11 protein-coding genes are annotated in these 13,006 nt (G+C 39.2%); 10 read left to right on the top strand and 1 reads right to left on the bottom strand.

All coding sequences use genetic code 11. From position 1 onward, the window contains the following. Positions 1–77: 77 nt before the first annotated feature. Positions 78–1,433, bottom strand: a complete 1,356-nt coding sequence (gene tolC / locus I6E70_RS02650) for an outer membrane channel protein TolC (RefSeq protein WP_010553289.1) — start codon at positions 1,431–1,433, stop codon at positions 78–80. Between the two features lie 151 nt (positions 1,434–1,584). On the opposite strand from tolC, the gene I6E70_RS02645 reads away from it, so the two are divergent. The 10 genes from I6E70_RS02645 (at position 1,585) to I6E70_RS02600 (ending at position 12,954) form a co-directional block, all read left to right on the top strand. After that, the gene (locus I6E70_RS02645; RefSeq protein ID WP_010553288.1) at positions 1,585–2,211 is read left to right on the top strand and encodes an NUDIX domain-containing protein; all 627 of its coding nucleotides are present in this window, start codon (positions 1,585–1,587) and stop codon (positions 2,209–2,211) included. Positions 2,212–2,237: 26 nt separating this feature from the next. Continuing rightward, complete coding sequence (locus I6E70_RS02640; protein ID WP_007585381.1) at positions 2,238–2,696, top strand: DUF1249 domain-containing protein; 459 nt, start codon at positions 2,238–2,240, stop codon at positions 2,694–2,696. After that, a complete protein-coding gene (locus tag I6E70_RS02635; protein ID WP_197187976.1) occupies positions 2,683–3,468 on the top strand; it encodes a metallophosphoesterase in 786 nt (261 codons plus the stop codon). Before I6E70_RS02640 ends, I6E70_RS02635 begins: the two co-directional genes overlap by 14 nt. Next, positions 3,453–4,013, top strand: a complete 561-nt coding sequence (locus tag I6E70_RS02630; protein ID WP_007585377.1) for a YqiA/YcfP family alpha/beta fold hydrolase — start codon at positions 3,453–3,455, stop codon at positions 4,011–4,013. Before I6E70_RS02635 ends, I6E70_RS02630 begins: the two co-directional genes overlap by 16 nt. 108 nt (positions 4,014–4,121) lie before the next feature. Then, entirely contained in the window at positions 4,122–6,011 is a 1,890-nt protein-coding gene (gene parE / locus I6E70_RS02625) for a DNA topoisomerase IV subunit B (protein ID WP_010553287.1), read from the top strand. A gap of 29 nt (positions 6,012–6,040) precedes the next feature. Continuing rightward, positions 6,041–7,135 carry a PQQ-dependent sugar dehydrogenase gene (locus I6E70_RS02620; RefSeq protein ID WP_010553286.1) on the top strand — a complete coding sequence of 365 codons (1,095 nt, stop codon included), beginning with the start codon at positions 6,041–6,043 and terminating at the stop codon, positions 7,133–7,135. Positions 7,136–7,145: 10 nt separating this feature from the next. Beyond that, positions 7,146–9,440, top strand: coding sequence for a DNA topoisomerase IV subunit A (gene parC, locus I6E70_RS02615; protein WP_010553285.1), 2,295 nt, complete (start codon positions 7,146–7,148; stop codon positions 9,438–9,440). 162 nt (positions 9,441–9,602) lie between these two features. After that, positions 9,603–10,316 (top strand): 1-acylglycerol-3-phosphate O-acyltransferase, encoded by a 714-nt coding sequence (locus I6E70_RS02610; protein WP_024590693.1) that lies wholly within the window; start codon positions 9,603–9,605, stop codon positions 10,314–10,316. Continuing rightward, positions 10,316–10,651 (top strand): ribonuclease E inhibitor RraB, encoded by a 336-nt coding sequence (gene rraB, locus I6E70_RS02605; RefSeq protein ID WP_007585369.1) that lies wholly within the window; start codon positions 10,316–10,318, stop codon positions 10,649–10,651. Before I6E70_RS02610 ends, rraB begins: the two co-directional genes overlap by 1 nt. A 1,115-nt stretch (positions 10,652–11,766) precedes the next feature. Further along, entirely contained in the window at positions 11,767–12,954 is a 1,188-nt protein-coding gene (locus I6E70_RS02600) for a polysaccharide lyase family 7 protein (protein ID WP_101216529.1), read from the top strand. The last annotated feature ends 52 nt before the right edge of the window (positions 12,955–13,006 follow it).

The raw sequence follows: 13,006 nt of genomic DNA, 5'->3' as shown, positions 1-13,006 counted from the left end.
AACGCTAAGCGCTGTAAAATACAAAAAGCCAGCATTTAGCTGGCTTCCAATGTTTTTAACTACATGAATTATGCGATTTAAGCGGCTTTTAAACCTTGATTTATAGCCACTAAATCTTCACTTGTTAGTGTTCCCGCAGCTTGTTTTAAGCGAAGGGTAGATAACACATAGCGGTAACGTACATCTGCAAGGTTACGCTTTGCATCGTACAAATTTTGCGTACTTACTAGTACGTCAACAATGGTACGAGTACCTACTTCAAAACCAGCTTCAGTTGCTTTAAGGGCACTTTGAGCTGAAACAACAGCTTGCTCTAGCGCTTTGTAAGTAGCAATGTCTGAAACAACTTGGTTATAAGATGTAATCACTGTGCGAGTTACTGCACGATAATTTGTTTCATAGTCTTGGCTCGCACCTACGTAAAATGCACGGGCCTGATTTGTTGCAGCAACTGTAGCACCACCTGAATATAAAGGTACGCTAAAGTTAAGCCCTACAGAGCTTGAGTCTGAACGTGGCTGATCATCAAAGTTAGCGCCATTTATTTGATTGTCTGTAAGAGAATCGCCGTAACTAGCACTTAGGGTTAGTTTTGGATAATGACCCGCTTTTGCTAATTCAATTTGATCTTTTGCAATATCAACCGTTACTTTAGACACTTGCAGGTTTATATTTTTATCTTCAGCTATTTTAACAAAGTCGCTTGAGCGCTTAGTTGGTTTAGTTGTTGAGAAAGTATCTGTATTTAAAAAATCTAATTTTTCGTGGTATTTACCTGTAATCTCACGAAGTTGCTCGCGTGCTGTTTCTACAGCATTACCTGCAATAATTTCTTGAGCTACAGAGTTATCAAACTGAGCTTGCGCTTCGTGTACGTCTGTAATAGCTGTTAGGCCAACTGCATAACGTTGTTTTGTTTGCTCAAGTTGACGTTCAATTGCACGTTTTTCAGCTTCAACAAATTCTAGGTTATCGCTTGCACTTAATACGTTAAAATAACCCTCAGCAACGCGTACAATTAAGTTTTGTTTAGCTGCATCGTATAGGCCGCTTGCTTGAAGCGCTTGCTTGTCGGCAATATCTAACGTATTCCAGGCACCTAAATCAAATAATGTTTGGCTTAAGCTCACACCGCGCGAGAATTGGTCTGTATCACTTTCAACTTTTACTTGGTTAGATAAGTCGCCAACGCTTTGGTACGACGTTGCATCGCTTTTTGTATAACCCATAGTTAAACCAATTTGAGGTAATAGTGCACTCATCGCCAAATCGCTTTGGTAAGACTGCGCATCGGCTTGGGCTTTTGCTTTTAAAACAGTAGGATCGTTAGCTGTCGCTATTTCAAAAACTTGTAGTAAATCTTCAGCTTTCACTGCTGTTGCACCTAATGCGCATGATAAACTAACTAGCGCCGCAAGAATGTTCTTTTTCATGTGGGGTTCGGTCCTTAGACAATTTTTGTACTAAAAGCATGTTAACCTGTTTTACTGCATAACAAAAAAAATAATTAGTAAAACAGTATGTTCAAGTGTAACAGAATATATTAACGCATTTTAAAGCTTTAGATAAGTAGGAGGTAGGTACGTGGTTGATAAAAAGCTCGTTCAATTTACACATAAAGATGTGAATTTAAAGCCAATAAAAAACCTTTATAAAGGTTTTTTTCAGGTTGATTTATACCAGTTCGAACATGCTCTTTTTGCGGGTGGAAAATCTAAAGTAATTAGCCGAGAAATATTAGAACGTGGCGATGCAATTGCAGTACTCCCTTACGATCCAATTTCAGATACTGTTCTTTTAATTGAGCAAATACGTATTGGCGCTATTAAAAGCAAGCATTCGCCTTGGCTGCTAGAGTGTATAGCCGGAATGACTGACGGCAGCACTGATTACGAATCAGTTGTAAAAAAAGAAGCGTATGAAGAAGCTGGGCTTGAATTAACTGAACTTGAATTTATGCTTTCATACCTATCAAGCCCTGGTGGTACAACTGAGCGCTTACATTTATATTTAGCGCGTACTGACTTAAGCCAAGTGAAATCAGGTGTATATGGTCTTGAAACTGAAGGCGAGGATATAAAAACTCATATTTTATCGGTTGATGATGCGCTAATGCGCCTCAATAACGGTGAAATGGATAATGCGGCAACGGTTATTTGTATGCAGTGGCTTGCGCTAAATCGCGAAAAAATGGCAAGTAAATGGGCATAAACTCTTACTAATATTATGGTGGTACTTTGACAGCACAATTAGCAACAAAGCGATATATTCAGAGCCTCCCAAAGTATTTAACACTTTGTGAGCATAACTATGTGCGACTATTAAAGTTGTTACCGAGCGAGCGCAATATAGGAAGCATTCGTGAAGTTAAACTTGGCAACAGTGAGTTTGCTACAAAAATTGATGGCAGCGCAAAATATACTATGGATATTTCAATTAAGCAGCTAACAGGAATGGTTAAAGGGATTACGCCACTGTATTTAACGGTACGCATGTATCACGATGCCAAAGTGGCTGAAATTGTTCATCACGATTATCATCAACGCATAAAACCTTCTTATGGATACCCTAACCCTAAAATGCATCAAAAAGATGAAAAGTATCAACTTAATGCTTTTTTATACGACTGGTTAGTGGCCTGTGTAGAACACGGACAAGCGACGTTAAATTGGGATGTAAATAATGGCTTGGTTTGATGATACATATACATTTGATAAATCATCTTTGTGCATTGCTCATATTACTGACAGCCATTTATTTGCAGACAAAAGCGGTGAGTACTTTACTGTAAATACCGCAGATCATTTTGAACAAGCCTTGGCACACATAGCAAAACAATCAATAGACTGCATTATTTTTGGTGGCGATTTAACACAAGATCATAGTTTTGAATCGTACTTATTATTTAGTGAACTTATAAATGCCAGTGAAATTACTTGTCCTGTATTTTGGGTGCCAGGTAATCATGATGAACTAGCAATGCTTAATCGCATAAGTGGTGGGCAAATAAATTCGGCTAAACATATTATTGCTAATGGGATTGAGCTACTTCTTATTAATTCTAAAGGGCCCACGCCCGCAGGATGGGTTACTGGCACGCATTTAGATGAAGTAACGGACGCTTTAGTCAACTCGAATAATAGTAAAGTTATATTTTGTCATCATAATCCGCTGCCAATAAACGGCTACCTTGATAAACACTTATTAGAAAATGGCCCGCAGCTTTTAAATATCTTAGTTAATAGTAATAATGTATCTGCGCTTTTTCATGGGCATGTGCACAATGATTACGAACAAAGTTTTAGAGGGCTGCCCATATATGCGACCCCAGCCAGCTCAATACAGTTTGTAAAGCACACTTCACAGTGGGAGCAAAAAAATGCGGGGCCAGCTTACAGAACGCTAAATATAAAGAGTAAAAAAGATAAAGTAGAAGTAAAAACGGAAGTAGTATGGCTAAACGCGTAATTTATATTCATGGCTTTAATAGTTCACAAAAATCATATAAAGCTGTGCGCTTTGGTGAGCTTATGGCAAACTATGACGTTGATTATTGTGTACCGAACTTAAACCACGAGCCCCTACAAGCTATAATTGAGCTTGAACAATTACTAACGCCAAATACCGTTTTATTAGGTAGCTCGTTAGGTGGTTTTTTTGCCACGTATTTATCGCAGCGTTATCAAATTCCTGCAGTGGTTATTAATCCCGCGGTCGCACCCTATAATTTATTACAGTCGTTACTTGGACCTAATTATAATCCGTATCAAGATTATCATTACGATTTAAATAACAGTCATATTGAGGCACTTAAATTACTCGCTGTAGATAAATTAGCATACCCTGAGTTACTGTACTTATTACAGCAAACAGGCGATGAAGTGTTGAACTTTCAACACGCAGTAAAATATTATTCGCAATGCAAGCAATTGATAGAATTTGGTGGCGATCATAGCTACGTTGAATTTGAACGCACTTTTGCAAGTATTGTAGATTTTCTTAAAATCACGTAAAACTAGTTAGCCTGAACTGAGGTTAGTTACTATATTAACGCTTTAGCGCATATAACAATAAAACTAGTAAAACGTATTAGAGCCTTAGCGGATATAAAGACAAAAACTATGAGTGATCAAAATTATAACGCCGAAGCCATTGAAGTACTTAATGGATTAGATCCGGTAAAACGACGCCCAGGGATGTACACAGATACAACACGTCCCAATCATTTAGGCCAAGAGGTTATCGATAACAGTGTCGATGAAGCTATGGCTGGTCATGCTACTCGTATCGACGTAATACTCCACGAAGACAATTCGCTTGAAGTAAGTGATGACGGACGTGGTATGCCTATTGATATTCACCCAGAAGAAGGTATCCCTGGGGTTGAATTGATCTTCACTAAATTACACGCCGGTGGTAAGTTTTCTAATAAAAACTATCAATTTTCGGGTGGTTTACACGGCGTAGGTATTTCTGTTGTAAATGCGTTATCTACGCGTGTAGAAGTAACAGTAAGGCGCGACGCTCAGCAATTTAGAATGGCATTTGAAAGCGGCGATAAAGTAGAAGACTTAAACGTAATTGGTACAGTCGGTAAGCGTAACACCGGCACTACGGTTCGTTTTTGGGCTGATGTTAGCTACTTTGATTCACCAAACTACTCAATTACTAAACTTAATCATTTATTAAAAGCCAAAGCCGTTTTGTGTCCAGGGCTGCGAATTAAGTTTGTTAATAAGCAAACAAAAGAAACTCAAGAATGGTTTTACGAAACAGGCTTAAAAGATTATTTAGTTGAAGCAATTAAAGGTTTTGAAACATTACCGCAAGACCCGTTTGTTGGCGAATTTAAAAGTTCAATTGAAGGCGCTGACTGGGCTGTTGTATGGCTACCAGAAGGTGGTGAATCAATAGCTGAAAGCTACGTAAACCTTATTCCTACCGCGCAAGGTGGTACGCATGTAAATGGTTTACGCCAAGGCTTACTTGAAGCAATGCGTGAATTTTGTGAGTTTAGAAACTTACTCCCTCGTGGTGTGAAATTAACTCCTGATGACATTTGGGATCGTTGTAGTTACGTGTTGTCGGTTAAAATGCAAGACCCTCAATTTGCAGGGCAAACAAAAGAAAAACTATCATCACGCTCGTGTTCTGCGTTTGTATCGGGGGTTGTAAAAGACTCGTTTAGTTTATGGTTAAATGAACATACAGATACCGCAGAGTTATTAGCTGAGTTATGTATTTCAAATGCGCAAACTCGCTTGCGTGCAGCTAAAAAAGTAGTGCGTAAGCGTGTTACTGCAGGTCCTGCCTTACCGGGTAAACTTACCGATTGTAGCGCGGCCGATAACGACCGTACCGAATTATTTTTAGTGGAAGGTGATTCTGCTGGTGGCTCTGCTAAACAAGCAAGAGACCGTGAATTTCAGGCTATCATGCCGCTACGTGGTAAAATTTTAAATACCTGGGAAGTTGAGTCAGGCCAAATACTAGCATCACAAGAAGTACACGATATTTCAGTGGCGCTGGGTATTGATCCAGAATCAACCGATATGTCGGCATTACGCTACAATAAAATTTGTATATTGGCCGATGCTGACTCGGATGGACTACACATCGCAACACTATTATGTGCACTGTTTGTTCGCCATTTCCCAGAGTTAGTAAAAACAGGGCATGTGTATGTAGCAATGCCGCCATTATTTAGAATCGATATTGGTAAAGAAGTTTATTACGCACTTGATGAGCAAGAAAAAACCGCTATTTTGGCGCGCATAGAAGCCGAGAAAAAACGCGGAAAAGTAAACGTACAACGATTCAAAGGTCTGGGTGAAATGAACCCGTTACAACTGCGTGAAACCACGATGGATCCAAATACACGACGTTTAGTGCAGCTTACGCTTGATGAAGAAGTAGAAACCATGGAAATGATGGATATGCTGCTTGCTAAGAAACGATCGCCTGATCGTCGTCAATGGTTAGAAGATCATGGTAACAAGGCACTCGTTTAATTACCTGTACTTAACACTAGGAGAGGCGAATGAAAAAACTACTAGGAAGTTTGCTGTTACTTGGGCTGACTACCGCTCCTGTAATGGCGAAAAATATACTCGATAAGCTCACCGTAGCACCGGGATTTGAAATAAGCTTATTTGCAAATGATGTAGAAAATGCACGTCAAATAGCTGTTTCAAAAAAAGGTATTGTGTATGTTGGCTCTCGCAAAGCGGGCAACGTATATGCGCTTATTGATCATAATAGCGATGGCGTAGCAGATAAAAAAATTGTTGTGGCTAAAGGCCTAAACATGCCCTCTGGCATAGCAATTAAAGATGGCGATTTATACGTAGGCGAAGTACATCGTATTATTCGCTTTAAAAATATTGATACCCAATTAAAAGATCCAAAATTTGATGTGGTTTATGACGCATTACCGAGCGAGCGTCATCATGGTTGGAAATTTTTACGTTTTGCACCAACGGGCGAGCTAATCATTCCGGTGGGTGTACCGTGTAATATTTGTGCTGAGGATGAACGTTTTGGTCGTATTTTTGCGCTTAATGTAGAAACAAAACAAATAAAAACAATAGCCAAGGGCGTTAGAAACACCGTCGGTTTTGATTTTCATCCAGCTACTCAAGCTTTATGGTTTAGTGATAACGGTCGCGACATGATGGGCGATGATATTCCGCCTGATGAGTTAAACCGTGCAACGCAAGAAGGTGAGCATTTTGGTTTTCCGTATGTTCATGCCGGTGCAATTATTGACCCTGAGTTTGGTGAAGGTAAAAATATTGCCGATTACACGTCGCCAGCTCTTGCACTTGCTGCGCATGTAGCGCCACTGGGTATTCATTTTTATAACGGTAAGCAATTTCCAGCAAGCTATAAGCAACAATTATTTGTTGCTGAACATGGCTCATGGAACCGTTCTAAAAAGTCAGGTTATAAAGTAGGGCTAGCAACAATTGAAGTAGGTCGCGTAACTAAATATACGCCATTTATTACTGGCTTTATGAAAGACGAAACAACATTTGGACGCCCTGTTGCATTTGCAGAATTAGGTGACGGCAGTCTGTTAGTAAGCGATGATTACGCCAATGTAATCTACCGTGTAAGCTATAAGAAAAACTAGGTAAGCTTTAATGAGTGATACAGATACCTTGCTAATGCAAGGAATTGAGCAACAAACAATGGGGCGTTTTACCGAAGACGCCTATTTAAATTATTCCATGTACGTGATCATGGACCGCGCCTTACCGCATGTAGGTGATGGTTTAAAACCAGTACAGCGTCGTATTATTTATGCGATGAGCGAACTGGGTTTGTCGGCTAACGCTAAGTACAAAAAATCAGCCCGTACAGTGGGTGACGTGCTTGGTAAGTACCATCCACACGGCGACAGTGCATGTTACGAAGCGATGGTATTAATGGCGCAGCCGTTTTCTTATCGCTACCCTTTGGTAGATGGACAAGGAAACTGGGGTGCGGCAGATGACCCTAAATCGTTTGCAGCAATGCGTTATACCGAAGCGCGTTTATCTAAGTTTTCAGAAGTACTATTAAAAGAGCTTGGCCAAGGCACCGTCGATTGGACACCAAACTTTGATGGCACAATGGATGAACCTGTTGTGCTGCCTTCTCGTTTACCGCATATTTTACTAAACGGTATAACGGGTATTGCCGTAGGTATGGCAACCGATATTCCGCCACATAACGTACGTGAAGTGGCTAGTGCATGTTGTTTATTACTTGATAAACCAAAAACAGAGCTTGAAGAATTACTTGAGCTTGTACATGCACCAGATTACCCAACAGATGCTGAAATAATTACCCCAAAAGCCGATATTCATAAAATATATAAAACCGGTCGTGGGTCTATCAAAATGCGTGCGGTTTACACCGAAGAGCATGGTGATATTGTTATTACAGCGCTGCCGCATCAATGTTCTGGTGGTAAAGTACTTGAGCAAATTGCAGCGCAAATGAACGCTAAAAAGTTACCAATGATTGCCGATTTACGTGATGAGTCAGATCACGAAAATCCAACACGCATTGTAATTATTCCGCGCTCAAACCGCATTAAAGCTGAGCCATTAATGGCGCATTTATTTGCAACCACCGATCTTGAAAAAAATTACCGCGTAAACTTAAACATGCTAGGCCTCGATGGCCGCCCGCAAGTTAAAGATTTACGCTGTATTTTAAGTGAGTGGCTAATATTTAGACGCGAAACAGTGCGTCGTCGTTTGCAGTATCGTTTAGATAAAGTATTAGCACGTCTACATATTTTAGAGGGTTTGCTAGCCGCCTTTTTAAATATTGATGAAGTGATTGAGATAATTCGCAGCGAAGATAAACCAAAGCCTGTATTAATGGAGCGCTTTGATTTAACTGATACGCAAGCAGAAGCAATTTTAGAATTAAAACTTCGTCATTTAGCAAAACTTGAAGAGTTTAAAATTCGTGGTGAGCAAGACGAACTGGCCAAAGAGCGTGATAAATTAGCGCAAATATTAGGCTCAGAACGTCGTATGTCGACACTGCTTAAAAAAGAAATTCAAGAAGCCGCTGAAATGTACGGTGACGATCGTCGCTCACCAGTGATTGAGCGCTCAGAAGCGAAAGCACTTAACGAAAAAGATTTAATTCCGTCAGAGTCAGTTACTGTTGTGCTATCAGACAAAGGTTGGGCACGCGTTGGTAAAGGTCATGACTTAGATGTACAAGGCTTAAATTATCGCTCAGGTGACGGCTTTAGAGCCTCTGCTCGTGGTAAGAGTAATCAACCTGCGGTATTTTTAGATTCAGCGGGGCGGGCGTTTGCAACCGATGCGCACAGTCTACCTTCGGCGCGAAGCCAGGGGGAGCCAATGACAGGTCGTTTTAACTTAACACCAGGCGCTAATTTTGAGCACGTGGTAATGAGTGAAGACGAGCAAGTATTGCTTATGGCGTCAGATGCAGGTTACGGCTTTATTACCGACTTTAAAGACTTAGTTAGTAAAAATAAAAACGGTAAAGCGCTGGTAAGTGTCCCTAAAGGTGGAATATTACTTTCTCCTATTAGAGTGAACGATGTCGCTAGCGATTACTGTATGGCTATTTCTAACGAAGGTCGAATGCTTTTATTCCCGCTGCGAGACTTACCAAAATTAGGTAAGGGTAAAGGTAATAAAATCATCTCTATACCAGGTGCTAAAGTACAAGCCCGTGAAGAGTTTGTAAAAGTGCTTGCTGTTGTACCATTAGGAAGCAGTGTTACGCTTCATGCTGGTAAGCGTAAACTAACACTTAAACCAAGTGATTTAGAGCATTATCATGGTGAGCGAGGACGTAGGGGTAATAAACTACCGCGTGGCTTACAGCGTGTTGACGAAGCCGTTGTTGAGCTAACACCTCAAGATGATGAACCAATAGACGTTATTAGCGAAGAGTAGCCAATTACTTTTTTGTATAAATAAAAACGGTCTGCATTTGCAGGCCGTTTTTGTTTTAAAATAAAGAGCTTAAATATTTCAGCGTACACTTGTGCGCTATTGACTCGTTTGTGTCACAAAATAACGCTATAATAATTATAATTCATTTTTGGAGAAGCCCATTTGCTAGCTGTTATACGCGTTTTTATTATGCTGCTGTTTATATTATTCAGTTGTATTTTTGGTTTATTACTTTCGATTGTAAGACCATTTCACCCTAATAATGTACATATTATAGCGGGTTGGTTTGGCTCAATGGCTAAAATGGTTGGCGTTAAGCTAGTTCTAACACGTCATAAAGATGCCGTTGATCCAGGTCCTGCAGTTTATGTTGCTAATCATCAAAATAGCTACGACTTATTTACAGTGCCAGCAATGGTGCCAAAAAACTGCGTAAGTTTGGGTAAAAAGAGCTTAAAGTGGATCCCATTTTTTGGTCAGCTTTATTGGTTGTCGGGTAATATATTAATAGACAGATCGAATCGCTCTAAAGCGGCAGGAACTATCTCAAAAGCAGCCGAAAAAATTAAAAATAATGGCTTATCTGTATGGATGTTTCCAGAAGGCACACGAAGCTATGGAAGAGGGTTGCTACCATTTAAAACCGGCGCATTTCACACCGCAATGAGCGCAGATGTACCCATAATTCCGGTATGTATGAATACAACACATAAAACCATTAAGCTAAATCGTTGGGATAATGGTACAATTCACATCGAAATGTTAGCGCCTATACCGCTTGATAAAGAAATTAGCGCGCGTGAGCATGCTAAAAGCGTGCATAGCATTATGGCTGCTAAAATAACTGAATTAGATGCTCAAGTGAGAGAAAAATAATGGAAAACTGGCGTGAAATAAGTGAAGACATCGTAAGTTCACTACTTGAAGATGGGTCAGACCCTGAAATACTTTATGAAGTAGAGCACCACTTTGTGTGTGAAGACTTTCCTAAGTTAGAGCAAGCTGCACTTGCTGCTTTTAAATTGGGTTACGATGTTGAAGAACCAGCAGAGCTTGAGCTTGAAGACGGTAACAAAATTTGGAGCTTTGACATTGTAGTTGAAGCTGAGCTAGACGTAGACGTTATTATGGAAGACGTTGATAAGCTAGCGCAACTAGCCGTTGAGTGCGAAGTTGAGTACGATGGTTGGGGTACTTACTTTCAAGAGTAATTAGCTGACTGTTATAAAAAAGGCGATCATTGCAAAGTGTTCGTCTTTTTTAATGCCTGTAAAAGCGTGCTACCAAACATGCGCTTCCCCTCAGGTTTTTTCTAGGGACGATTACTCTTTGTTGCCTAAATGGATGTGGTAAGGGGCGTGAACAGGACGCGGAAGCTTTGCTCGGTTTTTACTTATTTTCACATGGAAGTATGCCAGTAGCGTAACGCAGGAGTAGTTACCGAGCCCGCTTGATTACAAACCCCGCGCCGCGATTTAACCGCCCCTAGATTAAACTAATTTCAATCCGCAAAGGGTAACATGCCGAGTTCTGCTGAAGCTTTTAATTCGAACTAAATTGAATCAACCTTCTAGGTGTTTTCAATAATTTATTTAAAACTTATTGGTATGTTTTGTATAAATATTATTAATAAATTATCTATAAAAAATAAAATATTCACCTTCACTGAACTCAAACACCTCTTAAGTTTTTTAAGCTACCCTTCACTAATATAATAATACTTTCATCTTTAAATTCTTATTTCAAATGCATTTTGTTCTGCCATTATTAAATTTTATTTTATATAAACAGTCTAAATTAATTGGTTAACCAGTGGTATTCTAGTTAATTAAACTGAACGTAAGCTTTACTGCATAAAATAAAATGAAAATCAATTTTGTTATTACAAGAAATGCGATTTTTGAATTTTTAATAAATTACCAATTAAAGTTTTATTTAATGCTTTTTCATTATTTTATATTTTGTTCCTTATCTGGGTTTGTTATTTTTTTGATAGTGATTGGTTTTAAGTATTTGTTTTCATGTATTTTTATTTATTGTTGATTTAATGAATCTAAATGAAATCAATACTTATTACCTATTAAATAAATTGTTGCAAATTTATTACAAGCAATATAACTTGTGTCTCAGCCCAGCTGGCAATAACTATTGGTAATGCTTGTTTGTAAACCAAGAGTGGTTTTTTTTACATTTTACTTATTACCAATTACACATAAAAACACAAGTTAAAACCTGTTTACAGGCGGTGATCTAGGCTCAAGTGAAATACTCATTTATAGCCATGTAGTAAGATTTTTTCATGTACAGGTTTGGAGAAATAAAGATAATGATTAACCAAAAATCCCTATTTATGCTTGCAGCAATGACTGCTAGCTCAAGTTTTGTACAAGCGGCAACTGTTAATAATGCTGGATTTGAAGATGGTTGGAATAACTGGAATGAAACAGAACCAGCGGCTATTTCAGGTAGTGCTTACAAGGGCTCTAAATCATTAAAAATTCAAGGTAGCCCAGGGCGTGTTTACCAAAATGTAGATGTAGATCGAAATACTCAGTACACGTTAAGTGCGTACGTACTTGGCAAGGGACAAATCGGCATTAACGATCTTAATGGTTTGTTTAAAAGTGAGAAATTTAACGTTTCTTCGTGGACAAAAGTATCTAAAACTTTCACTACAGCTAATACAGGTACGCTACAAGTATTTGCTAAGCATGATAAGAGCTCAAGCGATGTTCGTTTTGATGACTTTTCGTTAACTAAGGGGAGTTCTTCTGGCGGCGGAGACACAGGTGGTGGTGATACTGGCGGTGGCGACACTGGTAGTGGCTCAGGTATAGCAAGCAACATCACCAACGGTAGTATTTTTGACCTTGAAGGTAACGATCCTCATCCATTAGTAAATAGCGACACTTTAGAGTTTGTTCCTCTAGAAGCGCGTCATATCACTCCAAACGGGAATGGCTGGCGTCATGAATATAAAGTAAAAGAAAGTGCACGTGTTGCAATGACCGAAACCTATGAGGTTTTTGAGGCAACTGTAAAAGTTGAAATGTCAGATGGTGGTAAAACGATTATTTCTCAGCACCACGCTAGCGATACGGGTACGATTTCAAAAGTATATGTTTCAGATACTGATGAATCCGGTTTTGATGATAGCGTAGCAGATAACGGGATTTTTGACGTTTATGTTCGCCTGCGTAACACCAGTGGTAAAGAAGAAAAGCATGCACTAGGTACTATCAGAAGTGGTGGTTCATTCAATCTAAAAGTAGTTAATAATTACGGTGATGTAGATGTGACTGCATTAGGTACTACCTTTGGTATTCCGGTAGAAGATGATTCAGAATCTTACTTTAAGTTTGGTAATTATTTACAATCACAAGACCCATATACACTAGATGAGTGTGGCGAGTCAGGAAACTCAGATTCATTTAAAGAGTGCTTTAAAGATTTAGGAATTACAAAAGCTAAAGTAACAATGACTGACGTTAGTTATACGCGTAAAACTAACTAATTATTTAGTAGTTTAGAAAGCCACTCAGTTTAAAACTGAGTGGCTTTTTTAA

The sequence above is a fragment of the Pseudoalteromonas sp. NGC95 genome, assembly GCF_015864705.1.
GTDB lineage: Bacteria > Pseudomonadota > Gammaproteobacteria > Enterobacterales > Alteromonadaceae > Pseudoalteromonas > Pseudoalteromonas arctica.
Note: the sequence above shows the minus strand (reverse complement) of the source record. Positions and strands in the feature narration are given on the sequence as shown.

Excerpts from the sequence above, each read along its gene's own strand:
- parE (WP_010553287.1), top strand. The coding sequence starts at position 4,122 with ATGAGTGATCAAAATTATAACGCCGAAGCCATTGAAGTACTTAATGGA.
- I6E70_RS02630 (WP_007585377.1), top strand. The coding sequence starts at position 3,453 with ATGGCTAAACGCGTAATTTATATTCATGGCTTTAATAGTTCACAAAAA.
- I6E70_RS02635 (WP_197187976.1), top strand. The coding sequence starts at position 2,683 with ATGGCTTGGTTTGATGATACATATACATTTGATAAATCATCTTTGTGC.
- I6E70_RS02620 (WP_010553286.1), top strand. The coding sequence starts at position 6,041 with ATGAAAAAACTACTAGGAAGTTTGCTGTTACTTGGGCTGACTACCGCT.
- I6E70_RS02600 (WP_101216529.1), top strand. The coding sequence starts at position 11,767 with ATGATTAACCAAAAATCCCTATTTATGCTTGCAGCAATGACTGCTAGC.
- parC (WP_010553285.1), top strand. The coding sequence starts at position 7,146 with ATGAGTGATACAGATACCTTGCTAATGCAAGGAATTGAGCAACAAACA.
- tolC (WP_010553289.1), bottom strand. The coding sequence starts at position 1,433 with ATGAAAAAGAACATTCTTGCGGCGCTAGTTAGTTTATCATGCGCATTA.
- rraB (WP_007585369.1), top strand. The coding sequence starts at position 10,316 with ATGGAAAACTGGCGTGAAATAAGTGAAGACATCGTAAGTTCACTACTT.